The sequence below is a fragment of the Variovorax sp. YR216 genome, assembly GCF_900107745.1.
Taxonomy (GTDB): domain Bacteria; phylum Pseudomonadota; class Gammaproteobacteria; order Burkholderiales; family Burkholderiaceae_C; genus Variovorax.
This window is the reverse complement of sequence record NZ_FNRO01000003.1, coordinates 115923-130075: the sequence shown is the minus strand read 5'-3', so window position 1 is coordinate 130075 and position 14153 is coordinate 115923. Positions and strand designations below refer to the sequence as shown.

At 67.9% G+C, this 14153-nt stretch carries 13 protein-coding genes; 6 read left to right on the top strand and 7 right to left on the bottom strand.

Annotation, left to right across the window (positions count from 1 at the left end):
* Positions 1 to 22: 22 nt before the first annotated feature.
* On the bottom strand, positions 23 to 2344 hold the full coding sequence (locus tag BLW05_RS10440; RefSeq protein ID WP_093162368.1) for a TonB-dependent receptor: 2322 nt from the start codon (positions 2342 to 2344) through the stop codon (positions 23 to 25).
* Positions 2345 to 2446: 102 nt separating this feature from the next.
* Positions 2447 to 2803 carry a DUF2946 family protein gene (locus BLW05_RS10435; protein ID WP_093162367.1) on the bottom strand — a complete coding sequence of 119 codons (357 nt, stop codon included), beginning with the start codon at positions 2801 to 2803 and terminating at the stop codon, positions 2447 to 2449.
* A 75-nt stretch (positions 2804 to 2878) separates the two neighbouring features.
* Between BLW05_RS10435 and BLW05_RS10430 the strand changes: the two genes are divergently transcribed.
* Together BLW05_RS10430 and BLW05_RS10425 are read left to right on the top strand one after the other, a co-directional pair.
* Positions 2879 to 3289, top strand: coding sequence for a VOC family protein (locus BLW05_RS10430; RefSeq protein ID WP_093162365.1), 411 nt, complete (start codon positions 2879 to 2881; stop codon positions 3287 to 3289).
* Entirely contained in the window at positions 3286 to 4464 is a 1179-nt protein-coding gene (locus tag BLW05_RS10425; protein ID WP_093162364.1) for a toxin-antitoxin system YwqK family antitoxin, read from the top strand. Before BLW05_RS10430 ends, BLW05_RS10425 begins: the two co-directional genes overlap by 4 nt.
* Positions 4465 to 4613: 149 nt before the next feature.
* Here BLW05_RS10425 and BLW05_RS10420 read toward each other — a convergent pair whose 3' ends face one another.
* Genes BLW05_RS10420 through BLW05_RS10410 form a run of 3 tightly spaced genes read right to left on the bottom strand, consistent with a single transcriptional unit; the run spans position 4614 to position 7581 of the window.
* Entirely contained in the window at positions 4614 to 5588 is a 975-nt protein-coding gene (locus BLW05_RS10420) for a Bug family tripartite tricarboxylate transporter substrate binding protein (protein WP_093162362.1), read from the bottom strand.
* 41 nt (positions 5589 to 5629) lie between these two features.
* A complete protein-coding gene (locus BLW05_RS10415; protein WP_093162360.1) occupies positions 5630 to 5839 on the bottom strand; it encodes a DUF2783 domain-containing protein in 210 nt (69 codons plus the stop codon).
* The gene (locus BLW05_RS10410) at positions 5836 to 7581 is read right to left on the bottom strand and encodes an FAD-dependent monooxygenase (RefSeq protein ID WP_093162359.1); all 1746 of its coding nucleotides are present in this window, start codon (positions 7579 to 7581) and stop codon (positions 5836 to 5838) included. Before BLW05_RS10410 ends, BLW05_RS10415 begins: the two co-directional genes overlap by 4 nt.
* A gap of 80 nt (positions 7582 to 7661) precedes the next feature.
* Here BLW05_RS10410 and BLW05_RS10405 point away from each other — a divergent pair, with 80 nt between their 5' ends.
* Entirely contained in the window at positions 7662 to 8441 is a 780-nt protein-coding gene (locus BLW05_RS10405; RefSeq protein WP_093162357.1) for a helix-turn-helix transcriptional regulator, read from the top strand.
* A gap of 52 nt (positions 8442 to 8493) precedes the next feature.
* A complete protein-coding gene (locus BLW05_RS10400) occupies positions 8494 to 9504 on the top strand; it encodes a TIR domain-containing protein (protein WP_177142620.1) in 1011 nt (336 codons plus the stop codon).
* Position 9505: 1 nt separating this feature from the next.
* On the opposite strand, the gene BLW05_RS10395 is transcribed toward BLW05_RS10400, so the two are convergent.
* The gene (locus BLW05_RS10395) at positions 9506 to 10537 is read right to left on the bottom strand and encodes a fumarylacetoacetate hydrolase family protein (protein WP_093162354.1); all 1032 of its coding nucleotides are present in this window, start codon (positions 10535 to 10537) and stop codon (positions 9506 to 9508) included.
* Positions 10538 to 10637: 100 nt separating this feature from the next.
* Here BLW05_RS10395 and BLW05_RS10390 point away from each other — a divergent pair, with 100 nt between their 5' ends.
* The gene (locus tag BLW05_RS10390; RefSeq protein WP_093162352.1) at positions 10638 to 11783 is read left to right on the top strand and encodes a DUF3108 domain-containing protein; all 1146 of its coding nucleotides are present in this window, start codon (positions 10638 to 10640) and stop codon (positions 11781 to 11783) included.
* 60 nt (positions 11784 to 11843) lie between these two features.
* Here BLW05_RS10390 and BLW05_RS10385 read toward each other — a convergent pair whose 3' ends face one another.
* Positions 11844 to 12827: an AraC family transcriptional regulator gene (locus BLW05_RS10385; RefSeq protein WP_093162351.1), complete on the bottom strand. Its 984-nt coding sequence runs from the start codon at positions 12825 to 12827 to the stop codon at positions 11844 to 11846.
* A 164-nt stretch (positions 12828 to 12991) separates the two neighbouring features.
* On the opposite strand from BLW05_RS10385, the gene BLW05_RS10380 reads away from it, so the two are divergent.
* Positions 12992 to 14134, top strand: coding sequence for an FAD-dependent monooxygenase (locus BLW05_RS10380; RefSeq protein ID WP_093162349.1), 1143 nt, complete (start codon positions 12992 to 12994; stop codon positions 14132 to 14134).
* The last annotated feature ends 19 nt before the right edge of the window (positions 14135 to 14153 follow it).

Below are 14153 nucleotides of genomic sequence, written 5' to 3'. Positions count from 1 at the left end.
GAGACTTTCGTGAAGTGTTGAATCAGAGGTCGTAGCGAAGTTCTGCGGTGTAGGTGCGCTGGGGATACGGATGGAAATTCCAGTACTGGTAGTTGTTGGCGTTGTCGATGCCGAACGCCGCTGCCCAGCGCCGGTCGATCTGGTAGCGAACGCGCAAATCGACGGTGAAGTACTTGCTCGCGCCGAAGTAGGCAAAGCCGTTCACGTCGCTGTTGTCGAGGTTCGAATACTGCTTTCCGCTGTAGCGCGCGGCCACGGTGAAGGCCCATTGCGCGTCGGGCTTGTAGGTGCCGTACACCGTCGAGCGCCACTGTGGCACGCGCGGCTGCCACTTCCCCACGCTAGCGGGAAAGGCCGCGTTGGCCACGATCTTGGAGTCAGCATAGGTGAGGCTCGCGCCGAGGTCCAAGCCGCGCACGAGGACGTCCTGTCCGGCATAGGCCAGTTCCACGCCGGTGGTGCGCACCTTGTCGACGTTCTGCACGCGCGAGATCGAGGTGTTGGGGATGAGCTGGCTGTAGAGCGCATCGTCCGTCGTCTCGTGAAACAAGGTGGCGCGCGCCAGCCCATTGCCCAGGTCCTTCTCGGCCGAGAGCTCACTGGTCCACGACTTCTCCGGCTTGAGGTTCGGATCGTTGATGAAGGAGAGCGCGCCGCCCGACGTGGCGCCGTACAGCTCACCGACCGTCGGGTAGCGCACCGCGCGGCCGACCGAGCCCTTGAGCACCGTGTCGGACGTCCACTGGTAGGCCAGCGCGGCCTTGGGCGACACGTCCGACTCGCTGCGCTCTGGGTACGACAGGAAGCTGCTGGCGTTCGAGGTGAAGCCGTCCGTGGTCTTCCAGTCCTCGTACCGCAGCCCGAGCACCGCTTTCCACTTCGACGCGAAGGACCAGGTGTCCTGCGCCCAGGCGCTGAGCGTCTCGGCGCGGCCACCGACCTTGCTCACCGGCGAGTACGGCGGGCCATCGAGCCAGCTTCCGAGCACGTTGTTCTTCAGGATCTGCAGCTTGTAGGCATCGCGGCCGACGCCGAAATCGACGATGTGCGCGCCGCCCACGCCCTGCGGCCGCCAGGTCGCCTTGGCGGCGAGCGTGTTCCAGCCGGTGCCGCCCTGGTCCTGCAAGGTGCCTGCGCCGCCGATCGCCGCGAGCGGCAGCGCGATCGTCGGCGCGCGCTGCTGATCGGTCGCGTAGTCGTACAGGCTGCCGGCAATTTCCCAGTCCCACTCGCCCTGGGTGTTGCTCTTGACCGAAAGGCCGTGCATGGAGTGCGTCTGGCTGTCGTTGGTGAGCGGAAAGGCCGTCGGCGCGAGATTGAAGCTGCGCCCGCCGATGTTGATCGGCCCGCTGTAGACCGGCTGGCCGGCGGCGTTGCTCAGGTAGGTGTCCGGCCGCCCCTCCGAGGTGTTCTGCCACCAGCCGAGCGTGTAGGTCGCGCGCACGGTCGGAGAGAAGTCGTACGCCAGCTTCAGCTTCGCGTGGTCCTGCACCGTGTGGTACTGCGTGCCGGTGCCGAGGATGTACCAGGGCGTGTTGGTGGTGTTCAGCCCCGGCACCCAGCCGGTGACCGGCACGCCGGCGCGACCCGGCGTGCCCGAGGCCACCGTCGCGGTGGTGAAGGTCAGCGGCTGTCCCTGGCTGTCGGTGCGGTTGAGGTCGATCCACCACGACCAGTCGCCGCTCCGGCTGCCGATCGACGCGCTGGTCTGCCAGCTGTTGAAGGTCTGGTGGGTGTTGTAGAGGTCGAAAGGCTGCGACGAGAAGCCGGCCTTCACGTGCGCTTCGAGCTGCGTCGGCATGCGGGTCAAGTAATCGACCACCGCGCCGGCCGAATTGCCCGGATAGGCCGCGGAGAACGGGCCGTACATCACATCGACCCGCTCGATTTCCTCCGGCGCGACCATCGACCAGCGCGGCGCGTAGTTGGTGCCGTTGGCGATGCCGTTGCCGAGGTAGTTCGACAGCAGGATGCCGTCGGCATACACCGCCGAACGCGCGCTGTTGCCGGTGCCGGACGCGCGGGTCGAAAGGATGGCGTGGTTGTAGTCGCCGATGTAGCGCTTGCGCACCAGCAGGCTCGGCAGGTACTTGAGCGCATCCTCGCTGTCGGTGGCATTGATGCGCGTCTCGATCTCCTCGCGGGTGACGCCTTCGATGGTGGTCGGGATCTGCGTCGGCAGCGAGGTCGGCTGGCCGCCGGTCACGGTCACCACGCCGAGCGATTTCACCCGCTCAGGCGCGTCGTCCGCGGTGCCGCCGGACGCGGCCTGCGCGAACGCGGGACCGGCCAGCCAGGGAAATGCTGCGCCCACGGCAAGCGACAGCACGGTCTTCTTGTTCATCTGGAAACTGCTCCTCGGCGTTCGCAGAGGAACGCCGATCAATTGCGGGAAAGCCGTCGCGCGCGCCCGTGGAAGCGCCGCGCGAGGCAAGGCCGATGAATGTCAGAGCAGGCTGGGAGGGCCGCGCGCAGGCAGGGGCGCGGCAGTGGCTGCGGCAAGACGCGCAGCCGGTATCGACTGCACCGCATGCGAGAGCGGCTGGGCCGATGGGAGCAGAAGGACCGGTGAAGGCGGCGGCGCACCGGCCACCAGGCACATCGCGCAATCGAGATGGGTGGCGCCCATTTCCTGGATGCCATCGTCGGTATGCACGACCACTTTCACCGCACCGGAGCCGGAACACAGAAGCTCGATGGCTTGCGGATGCACCACCGGCGACGCAATCGCCACGCCGAGCGACAACGCGAACCACACCAGCACGAAGCTGACGAGGCGGCGGGCACGGCGCAGGGGATACATGGGCAGGCATTATGGATTGGACTCGCCACAGACCCCCTGCTTGTGGAAAATGCCCCACCAGACACAGAAAGTCACATGTCCATCTTTCACCTTGCCTTCAACGTGCGCGACCTCGACGAAGCCCGGCGCTTCTACGGCGGCGTGCTCGGCTGCGCCGAGGGCCGCAGCACCGACACCTGGGTCGATTTCGATTTCTTCGGCCACCAGATCTCGCTGCATCTGGGCGAGCCCTTCGCCACCGCGCGCACCGGGCGCGTCGGCGACGTGATGGTCCCGATGCCGCACTTCGGCATCGTGCTCGAGTTGCCCGCATGGCGCGCCCTGGCCGATCGCCTCGAGGCCGCCGGGACCGATTTCGTGCTCCGTCCGCAGGTCCGCTTCGAGGGCCAGCCGGGCGAGCAGTGGACGATGTTCTTCTGCGACCCCTTCGGCAACCCGATCGAAGCCAAGGGCTTCCGGTCGCTGGACACCGTCTACGACACATGACCCGCCGCACGGCGCTCTCCGTGCGTGTCGCGAGTCCGATCGCGGCCGCGTTGCTGCTCGCGCACGGCGCGGCACACGCGGTGCAGGACTGCGAGATCAACGGCGTCGCCGTGAACCCCGCCAATGGCGCGACGACCGCCGGCAAGTCCGGCCTGATGCGCTGCAGGGATCGCGACAGCCGCGAGCTGATGCGCGAGCAGCAGATCCAGAGCGGCACCTTCCAGGGCGTCGTGCGCTATTACGACAAGGGCAAGCTCTCGAAGGAATACAACGTGAACGCGGCCGGCAACATGCACGGCCCGGCGCGCGAATTCGCGCCCAACGGCCGGGTGCTGCGCGAGGCCAACTACGACGACGGCCATGAGACCGGCCTCGTTCGCAGCTTCTATCCCTCGGGCCAGTTGCGCCGCGCGACCTACTTCGCGGATTCGGCCGGCGAGCGTGCCTTCGCCGAGTTCAGCGAGCGCGGACAGTTGTCGGCACTGCGCTGCGGCGACAAGCCGGTGCTTTCGCCCGTCGCAGATGACGCAAAGCTCTGCGGCTTTGCCGGCGGCCCATCGCGTGTCGAGCTGTTCGACAACAAGGGCACTCTGCGATCGCGCGTGTCCTATCTCTCGGGCAAGCGCGTTCGCAGCGAGGACTTCTACGACAACGGCAAGCCCGCGGCGCAGGACGAACTCGTGGGCAACCAGCGCACCGAACGGCGCTTCTCGTCCGAAGGCGTCAAGCGCCGCGAAGTGGTGTCGCTGCTCACCGAACGCGGCGCGATCCGCCAGCGCGACCAGGAGTTCTCCGAGCGCGGCACGCTGGTGCGCGAACAGCGCTGGAACAGCGCCGGCGATCCGGTCACCGACGAGAGCTTCTACCTGAACGGGCAGCCGCGCAGCAAGGCCGTCTACGGCGTGGACGGCGGCAGCCGGCTGATCGAGATCACCGAGTACTACGACAACGGCCAGCGCGCAGCGGTGGGCCGCTACGTCGCCACCGACCGCTTCCGCCAGACGCCGATCGGCACGCACCAGCGCTTCGACGAAAAGGGCATGCTGATCGCCGAGTCGATCTATGACGAAAACGGCCGAATCGCCCGCGAGCGCGCATGGGACGCCAACGGCAAGCTCGAGCGCGACGACCAGGTGTTCGAGGACGGCTCGCGAAAGGCATTCACGAGCCAGTGATCCGGCCCACCCTCCAGGCCCCGCGCCTTTGAGACCGGCGCAACACAGTGCGGGAATCCCGCGGAACCGGCTCTGCCGGGCCGCTGGGATTGCCCCCTGGAAGGGGGTGTCAGAGCCACACGAAGTGGGCGAGGCTGGGGGTTAGTCAGTCAGTCCAGCTTGATGTTCGCCGCCTTGATGATCGGTCCCCAGCGCTGCGACTCCGCGCGCGAAAGCGCGAAGAACTGCTGCGGAGAGCCAGGCATCGCTTCCATGCCGAAATCGGCGAATCGCTTCTGCACCGCGGGCGTGGTGAAAGCCTTGTTCAGATCGGCGTTGAGACGGTTGACGACCGCAGGCGGCATGCCGGCCGGACCGAGGATGCCCTGGAAGGCGAACACCTCCGAATTGGGCACGCCCACTTCGGCAAGCGTAGGAACGCCGGGCAGCAGATTCGAGCGCGCGCCCGAGCCGATCGCCAGCACGCGCACCTTCTTGCCCTGCATGATCGACAGGCCCGAGGCGAGGTCGAGGAACATGCACGGCACCTGGCCGCCCATCACGTCGGCCATCGCCGGCGCGGCGCCGCGGTAGGGGATGTGCGTGATGAAGGTGCCGGTGCGGTTCTTGAACAGCTCCATCGCCAGGTGGTGCGGCGAACCGTTGCCGGGCGATGCGTAGTTGACCTTGCCGGGATTGGCCTTCACGTAGGCGAGGAAGGCCTTGAAGTCCTGCGCCGGGAAATCCGGGTGCACCACCAGGGCCAGCGGAAACTTGCCGATCGCGCCGATGTAGGTGAAGTCCTTTTCGGGATTGAACGGCAGCTTGTTGAACAGATGCTCATTGAAGGCCAGCACCGCGTTGTCGGCCGACAGGATGGTGTAGCCGTCCGGCTTGGACTTGGCGACGATATCGGCGCCGATGTTGGTCGATGCGCCGGGACGGTTGTCGATGACGATCTGCTGGCCCAGCGTCTGGCGCATGGCCTCGGACAGAGTGCGTGCGATCACGTCGGTGCCGCCACCCGCCGGGTACGGCACCACCCACTTGATGAGCTGGGTGGGATAGTCCTGGGCCCGGGCCCACGGCGCTGCGCCTGCGGCTGCCGTCGCGGCCAGCGTGGTGAGCAGAGTTCTGCGATCCATCGAATGGTCTCCTGATGTTCTGGATGTTGGAAGGAAAGGCGTCAGTTCCCTGCGGACAGCGATGGCACGGGCAGGCCGTCGAGCGCCTGCGCCAGCGCGGCGCGGCAGCGTTCTTCATCGCCGACCTGCTCGAACAGCAGCAGGGCCAGCCGCGCGAGGAAGAGCGATTCTCGCTCGGTGCCGGCCTCGCTGATGGCGCGGGCGCATTCGGCATAGACGCGATCGCGCGCGTCGTGGGTCAGGGCGGTCATGAGCGTTCCGTTTCGACAAGGAAGGAGGCGCGCACCAAGGCTCGACGCAGCGCGCCTTTGGGTATGCGGCGCCAGCGCGCGGCAATGTGTCCATCGGGGCGCAGCAGGTAAACCGCGCCCTGCTGCGCACCGAGCGCGGCGAACACCGATGCATCGGCGCTCCGGGACGGCAGTTCGCACACGTTGACCGCGAGTGGGCCGGCCTGCGCATCGGCGATCTCGGCGGCGAGCGATTCGTCCACCTTGTCGATGTTGAGCACGAGGACCATGAAGGTCGGGCGCAGCAAGTCGGTCAGATGCAGGTCGTGCGCGAGCGGCTGCTCGGGCATCGCCTCGCCGGGACCCGGGCCCTCGGCCAGGTCGTCGGCGTCGGTCGACAGCACCGAATCGCGATACTCGACCGCCTGCGTCTGCCGCGGGTTGATCAGGTTCGCAATGTCGCGATGCGCGCCCGACAGCGACAGCGCCGCCTCACGCAGCAGATCGAAGCCGCGCGACGGCGGCGACATGAACTCGGTGCTGCGCATCGCGCTTTCGGCGTTGATGTGGAAGGCCGCGATGCGCTCCTGCGAGTAGCTGTCGAGCAATGCGGCATCGGACAGTCCGCGCGCCACGTGCGCCAGCTTCCACGCGAGGTTGTCGGCGTCGTCGAAGCCCGAGTTGAGGCCGCGCACGCCGAAGATCGGCATCGCGTGCGCGGCATTGCCGGCGAACAGCACGCGGCCATGGCGGTAGTTCTCGAGCGTCATCGCGCCGGCGCGGTACACCGAGGTCCAGACGGTCTTCCACGGCAGATGGCCTTCGCCGATCGCGTCGAGATGCCGCTGCACGAACTCGGTCACGGCCGCGGGCTGCAGCGCTTCTTCGGTGTTCTGTCCGGCGCGTAGCTGGTAGTCGATGCGCCAGATGTCGTCGGGCTGCTTGTGCATCAGCACGGTCGAGCCGGGGTTCCACGGCGGATCAAACCACGCGCGCCGCTCGGTCGGGTGGTCGCTGTGCAGCTCGATGTCGATGATCACGTAACGGCCTTCGTAGGCCGTGCCTTCGAGATTGAGCCCGAGCGACTTGCGCACGAAGCTCTGCCCGCCGTCGCAGCCCACGAGCCATTGCCCGCGCAACTGGTACGCCGCCAGCGCATTGCGCGCCGACAGGAGGACGCCTTCGCCTTCCTCCGAGAAGCCGGTGAGTTCGGTACCCCAGCGGATGTCGATCAGCCCCGGCGTCTGCGCGTTGCGGCGCACGATTTCGTCCAGCAGGTACTGCTCGATGTAGTACTGCTCGAGGTTGATCATCGGCGGCAGCTTCTGCTGCGCGCTGGTCGGCATCTCGAAGCGGAAGACCTCATCGGTCTTGTAGAAGCTGCGCCCGCCGGTCCACGGCAGCCCCTTGGACAGGAACGCCGGCAGCGCGCCGAGGCGTTCGACGATCTCCAGGCTGCGGCGCGAGATGCAGGCCGCGCGGCTGCCCACGCAGACGGTGTCGTCCGCCTCGAGGATCACGCTGCGCACGCCATGGTTGGCCAGCCCGAGTGCGAGCGACATGCCGACCGGGCCACCGCCGGCGATCACGACCGGATGCCGCCCGGGCTCCATGCCGTTCTCGAGCGCCGGCAGGCGCGGCGCGAAGCGGGTGTAGTCGAAGGCGCCGACGGAGGGCGGCAGATCGCCTGCGTCCGGCGGCTGCGGGCCGGTCGCGGCATCGCCGGAACGTGCGGCGGGAGGAGAGACGGCGGCGGTGTTCATGCGACGGGATTGTCCCGATGCGACCGGGCGCGCGATGTCATAACTTCGTACGAGGTGTTAACCCGAGCTCCAGGAATCCGATGAAGCGCTGGCCCGTGCACGAAGCCGATCAGACCCCTCTTTCGCCAGCGCTGGTCAGCGGGGTGCTGGCCGGCATCGGCACCTCGCACCTCGCCGCCAGCTATCTCTCCGCGATGCACCGCGTGCTGCCGGTGACCTTCTGCACGGTGTTCGCGGCCAGCGCGTCGGGGCGCATCGAGACCGTCTCCGCCGCGAGCACCTACGGCAACACCGCCGAACGCACGGCCGAGCGCTACGTGGCGGAACGCTTCGATCTGCTCGATCCCAACATGGCGTGGCTCGCGGCGCGCAAACTGCCGAAGCGGGCACAGCTGTGGATGGGCCATCACACCGCCGAGGACGTCGCCGATCCTGCCTTTCGCGCTGCCTGCTACACCGATGTCGGCATCCGCGAACGCGCGTCGGTGCTGCTGCTCTTGCCGACGGGACAGCGCGCGGCGGTGAGCTTCTATCGGAGCCTCGCTCAGCCCGACTTCGACGAAGGCGACTTCGCCCGCCTCGAAGCCCACGCGCAGCTTCTGGCCGACGCCACCATCGCGCATGCCCGCAGCACCGCCGCACGGCACGAGGCGGCCGAGCCCCTGCTCGCTTCGCGCCTGCTGGTGCTGAGCCTGCGCGAGCGCGAAGTCATCGGCCATCTGCTCGCGGGGAAGACCGCCAAGGAGGCGGCGCGCGCGGTCGGCATCGAACTCACCACGGCGCGCACGCACCAATACCGCGCGTTTCGCCGCCTGGGCATCAAGACGCTGAAGGAACTGCTGCGCGGACCGCATGCATGACCCACAATGCCATCGCGTTCCACTTCATCAACGCCGTGGAGGGAGCAAGCAAATGCAAGACACCCCCAATGACGTCTTCGTCGGCAGTTCATCGGATTTCCTGGCGAAGAACAAGCACTTCGTTCCGCTGCTGAAGGAGATCTTGTCGAAGGCAGAACTCGACCCGCCCCTGAACGTCAACCTGTGGGGTGACTGGTTCGAAGGGCATGTCGGCGCCGAGATCTACCAGACCCTCGACCTGGCGGCCAAGACGTCCGAATGGGCCATCCTCGTCTTCAGCCAGGACGACCTGCGACAGACCGTCGCGGAATCGCTGAAGAAGGTGGAGGACGCGAAGACCCAGCGCACGAAGGTCACGGTGCGCGACAACGTGCTTTTCGAGCTGGGCCTTTTCTACGGCCACATCGGCACGAAGCGCGTGTTCATCCTGGAGCAGGTCGCCAAAGGCGAGGCGAGCCATGTGGCCGACGACATCCGCGGCATCCAGCGTCTCCCGTTCTCGGACAGGAAGAGCCTGGAGGCCGCCCTGCACCGGATCGTGGCGCTGATCAAGGAACGCTCCGCGGACTTCCCTCCGCGCTGGGCGCCTGCATCGTCCCTGGCGATCGGGTACTACGAGCAGGCGATCAAGCCTTTCGTCGAAAGGCGCCGCGAACACGAGGCGAAGCTGGGGCCGTTCGTGGTGGAACTGCTGGTGCCGCACAACTCCTTCCACGGCCTCGACATTGCCAACGTCCGCCATGTGTTCGGCGCGGCATGCGAACAGACCGACCCGGCCGGCGGCACCGATGGCAGGCCCATGCTGTGGGCCTTCAAGGGCAGGCGGGACCTGTACTTCGACATTCCGACCACGCTGCTCACCGCGGAGCGCGTGATCGACGCCTACATGAACGGCACCGCCACGGCCACGGAAAAGGAGCGGATGTACCGCTCGCAGGCCAACGCGTTCGCCAACGTCGTCCGGGCGCGGAGCAAGGCATTCGGCGAGGTCCGGGTCGTCGATCGCCGCGACATCGACGAGATCCGGAGCTACCTCGAATCGAAGCGGCGGTCTGGCGGGTAGATCAGCCGGCGGCGCCGGCTGCCGCGCTCGCGAGCGACACCACTTCCTGGTCGATCGCCCCGAAGATCGAGTGCCCGTCCTTGCCCTTCATCTCGATTCGGATGGTGTCGCCGAACTTCATGAACTCGGTGCTCGGCTGGCCGTCCTGGATGGTCTCGATGCAGCGCTTCTCGGCGATGCAGCTGTAGCCCTTGGGCCATTCCATGCGGCCGTCCTTCTCGACGCCCTTGTTGCTCACGGTGCCGCTGCCGACGATGCTGCCGGCGCGCACGTTGCGCGTCCTGGCGATGTGCGCAATGAGCTCGCCGAAGTGGAAGGTCATCTCCTCGCCCGCGTCGCACATGCCGACCTTGCGGCCGTTCCAGGTGCTCTGCAGCGTGAGGTGCACCCGGCCGCCCTGCCAGGCGTCGCCGAGCTCGTCGATCGTCACCGCGACCGGGCTGAACGAGGTCGCGGGCTTGCTCTGGAAGAAGCCGAAGCCCTTGGCCAGCTCGGCCGGGATCAGGTTGCGCAGACTCACGTCGTTGGCGAGCATCACGAGGCGGATGCCGTCGAGCGCCTGCGCCGGCGTGGCGCCCATCCTCACGTCGCCGGTGACGACGGCGATCTCGGCCTCGAAGTCGATGCCGAACGCCTCGCTCTGCACGACCACCGGATCGCACGGACCGATGAAATCGTCACTGCCGCCCTGGTACATCAGCGGGTCGGTATAGAAGCTCTGCGGCACCTCGGCGTTGCGCGCCTTGCGCACCAGCTCGACGTGGTTGATGTAGGCCGAGCCGTCCGCCCACTGGTAGGCACGGGGCAGCGGCGCCATGCACTGCGCCGGATCGAACGGAAACCCATGCCGTGCGCGCCCGGCGTTGAGCGCGTCGTACAGGTCCTGCAGCTGCGGGCCGATGAAGCCCCAGTCGTCCAGCGCCTGCTGCAGGCGGTTGGCGATGCCGGTGGCGTAGTGGGCGCTCGTCAGGTCCCGGGAGACGACGACCAGCTGGCCGTCGCGCGAGCCGTCTTTGAGGGTGGCGAGTTTCATGGGTGGCGGCGGATGCCGGCGCGGCATCGTGACTAAACTGATTGACCGGGCGGCAGTGTACCGAGGTGAACCTCGCGGCCGGCACCGGGTCCGACTTCCGATGCCGACCTCCACCCTCCTCCCCCCCTTCCATGCACCGCGTCCGCGCTGGCGCACGCTGGCGGTGGTGACGGCGATCGTGCTGGCCGGCCATCTGGCCGTGCTCGGACTGGCGCCCGTCAGCGTGAGAACGCCGCCGCCCCCGGAGATCGACAAGTTCGTCACGCGGACCATCATCGTCGCGCCGCCCGCTGCCAGCGAGCCGCCCGCGTCGACGCCTCCGCCCAAGGCAGAGACCAAGCCGGCGCCGAAGCCGCCGCGCCCGCGGCCGGTCGCGCGTCCGCGGCCTATCGCGCCGGCGCCCGCGCCAACCCCGGAAACCATGGTGCCAACGCAGCCGGACTCGCAGGATCTGGTGTCGCAGGCGCCTGAGACAACGCCCGCCCCTGAGGCACCGGCCCCTGGCGCAGCAGCTCCGGGCAACGGCAACGGCAACGGGCGAGGTGCGGGCCAGGGCACTGGCGAAGGCGATGTCGGCGGCAACATCCCCGGCTCGGTGCCGCTTCGGATCTCGGGATCGGTGCGGCTCGCTTTCGCCGCGACCGCCCAGCAAGGTGCGCAGCCGATGCAAGGCGCGTTCGGCGATCTGGTCTGGCAGCAGGACGGCACGCACTACGACGCCAGCCTGTCGATCAAGTTCCTGTTCGTGACCTTCCGAAGCACGCGCAGCACCGGCGCGATCGGCCCGACGGGCATCGAACCGCAGCGCTATTCGGACAAGCGCCGCTCCGAGGTCGCCTCGCATTTCGTGCGCGACCAGAAGACGGTGGTCTTCAGCAACAACTCGCCCGCCGTGCCTTTGCTGGCGGGCGCGCAGGACCGGCTGAGCGTCGTGCTCCAGCTCGGCGCGCTGATGGCGGGCGATCCGGGACGCTATCCGCCGGACTCGGTCATCGCGGTGCAGACCGTCGGCACCAGCGATGCGGAGATCTGGACCTTCACGCTCTCAGGCGAAGAGCAGGTCGCGGTGCAGGCTGGCGAATTCACCGCGCGCAAGCTCACGCGCAATCCCAGAAAGCCGTTCGACGACAAGATCGAGCTGTGGCTGGCGCCCGATCTCGGCTATTTGCCGATACGCATCCGGCAGACGCAGCCCAACGGCGACTTCATCGACCTGCAGTTGCGCGAGAAGGTGTCGATGCAGTGATCAGGGGAGTACCTTCGCGCAGCAGCGCTTCGGCATTCGCCTTCGGAGCGGCCGGGCGGCTCAGGCCTCGCCGGCCTCGCGCGCCTGGATTTCAAGCACGCGGCTGCGGCGCTCGCGTTCGCGCCGCAGATAGGCGCTGGGCGTCAAGCCCGACCAGCGACGGAAGGCGCGCGCGAACACTTTCTCCGACTCGTAGCCCGCCTGCTCGGCGATATGCGCCGGATGCAGCGCACCGGCTTCGAGCTGCTCGGCGGCCAACGCCATGCGGTGGGCAGTGAGGTAGCCGATCGGGGTTTCGCCGACCAGCATCTTGAAGCGCGCACAGAAGCGCGAACGCGACATCGCCGCTTCGCTGGCGAGCTGCTCCACGCTCCATGCCTGCTGCGGCGCGCGGTGGATGCCCATGATCGCGCGCGCGATCGCCGGATCGGTCAGGCCGCGCAGCCAGCCCGGGTCCTGGGCCGCCTGCTGGCCGAGGCGTTCGCGCAGGATGTTGACCAGCAGCAACTCGCCCATGCGCCCGGCCGACAGGCGCCACCCAGGGCGGCGGTCCAGCGTTTCCATGATGAGCGACTGCATCGTCGTGGCGAGGCATCCGGCCATCGGCATCTCGCTTTCGCGGATGTGGATCAGCGGCGGCAGCATGCGGAAGACCGAATGGCGGCAGTACGCGGAGAACCACAGCAGCGCCGAGAAGATCTCGGTGGTCTCGCCACTGCCGCCGTGGCTGAAGACGAGCGGGTTCTCGTCCTTCGGCCCATCGGCGTGCCGTGCGATGAGCGCCGAGAAGGGCTCGGCCTGCACATCCGGCGACGAGGACATGGTGTGCGCCACGCCGAGCGGCAGCATCACGAGATCGCCGCTCTCGACGCGGATCGGTGCGCCGCCTTCGAGCCGGATCCAGTACGGCGCGCCGCGCGACAGCCGGATCATCGCGCCGGGAACGCCGTCCGAATGCAGCCCCCACGGCGCGCCGAGCGAGAAACGCGCGGTCACCGCGCGCTCCGACCGGCAGATGGCGAGCACTTCGCTCAGGACGTCCAAGTTTCGATGCTCCGGCGGCCCGTGCCCGGGGGTGGGATGAATCGTGCCTCTTTGCGGACGCACGGCGGTTGAGGCGCGGCGGCGCTTTCCGAAGAATCGACCCACCTCATCGGGAAGCGATCTTGACATATCGACTTCCCACATTCCTCACATCTGGAGACACCATGGGTCATTTGAGAATCGGCATCGTCGGCGCCGGCATCGGCGGTCTGGCCGCGGCGAACGCGCTGCATCAGGCGGGACACGATGTCACCGTCTTCGAGCAGGCGAAGCAGTTCTTCCGCGTCGGCGCGGACATCAATCTCACGCCGAACGCAGTGCGAGCGCTGGACGGGCTGGGGCCCGACATCGCGCGCGCCGCCCGCGCATCGGGCGCACGCCCCACCCACCGCATCAGCCGCATGTGGGACACCGGCGAGGAAACCTCGCGCCTGCCGATGAGCGACGAGGCCGAGCGCAAGTACGGTGCGCCGCAGCTCACCATCCACCGCGCCGACCTGCTCGCGGCGCTGGCCGATGCGTTCCCTCTGGAGCGCGTCCGCTTCGACAAGCGCGCCGAATCGATCGCAGCGACCGGCCAGGGCGTGAGCATCCGCTTCAAGGACCAGAGCGAGGCCACCGAGCTCGACGTGCTGATCGGCGCCGACGGCATCCACTCCGTGGTGCGCAACGCGATGTTCGGCGCCGAAAGCCCGCGTTTCACCGGCGTGGTCGCCTTCCGCGCGGTGGTGCCGACCGAGCGCGTCAAGGACGTGCCGAACATCGCCGCCTTCACCAAGTGGTGGGGCCCGTCGCCGGAAAGCCAGATCGTGACCTTCCCGCTGAATCAGGGACGTGACACTTTCATCTTTGCGACCACCGCGCAGGATTCGTGGCACGAGGAATCGTGGACCACCGCCGGCAATGTGGAGGAGCTTCGCGGCTTCTACGCCGACTTCCACCCCGATGCGCGCGCGCTGCTCGATGCCTGCGACACGGTGCTCAAGACCGCGCTGTACGAGCGCGATCCGCTGCCGCACTGGTCGCGCGGCCACATGACGCTGCTGGGCGACGCCTGCCATCCGATGATGCCCTTCATGGCACAGGGCGCGGGCATGGCGATCGAGGACGCGGTCGTGCTGGCGCGCAATCTCTCGGTCGCGGACAAGCCGGCTCAAGTTCCGGCCGCCCTCGCGCGCTACGAGGCGATGCGCATCGAGCGCGCGAGCAGCATCCAGGTCGGCTCGCGCGGCAACCAGTGGCTCAAGGCGGGCGGCAACGCCGACTGGGTGTACGGCTACGACGCCTGGGCTGTGCCGATGGCGTGACAATCCGCGGCCCCCGGGC

Bases quoted from the DNA above. Each gene is read 5' to 3' on its own strand.
- BLW05_RS10400 (WP_177142620.1), top strand. From the start codon at position 8,494: ATGCAAGACACCCCCAATGACGTCTTCGTCGGCAGTTCATCGGATTTC.
- BLW05_RS10425 (WP_093162364.1), top strand. From the start codon at position 3,286: ATGACCCGCCGCACGGCGCTCTCCGTGCGTGTCGCGAGTCCGATCGCG.
- BLW05_RS10390 (WP_093162352.1), top strand. From the start codon at position 10,638: ATGCCGACCTCCACCCTCCTCCCCCCCTTCCATGCACCGCGTCCGCGC.
- BLW05_RS10430 (WP_093162365.1), top strand. From the start codon at position 2,879: ATGTCCATCTTTCACCTTGCCTTCAACGTGCGCGACCTCGACGAAGCC.
- BLW05_RS10380 (WP_093162349.1), top strand. From the start codon at position 12,992: ATGGGTCATTTGAGAATCGGCATCGTCGGCGCCGGCATCGGCGGTCTG.
- BLW05_RS10410 (WP_093162359.1), bottom strand. From the start codon at position 7,581: ATGAACACCGCCGCCGTCTCTCCTCCCGCCGCACGTTCCGGCGATGCC.
- BLW05_RS10440 (WP_093162368.1), bottom strand. From the start codon at position 2,344: ATGAACAAGAAGACCGTGCTGTCGCTTGCCGTGGGCGCAGCATTTCCC.
- BLW05_RS10435 (WP_093162367.1), bottom strand. From the start codon at position 2,803: ATGTATCCCCTGCGCCGTGCCCGCCGCCTCGTCAGCTTCGTGCTGGTG.
- BLW05_RS10395 (WP_093162354.1), bottom strand. From the start codon at position 10,537: ATGAAACTCGCCACCCTCAAAGACGGCTCGCGCGACGGCCAGCTGGTC.
- BLW05_RS10420 (WP_093162362.1), bottom strand. From the start codon at position 5,588: ATGGATCGCAGAACTCTGCTCACCACGCTGGCCGCGACGGCAGCCGCA.
- BLW05_RS10415 (WP_093162360.1), bottom strand. From the start codon at position 5,839: ATGACCGCCCTGACCCACGACGCGCGCGATCGCGTCTATGCCGAATGC.
- BLW05_RS10405 (WP_093162357.1), top strand. From the start codon at position 7,662: ATGAAGCGCTGGCCCGTGCACGAAGCCGATCAGACCCCTCTTTCGCCA.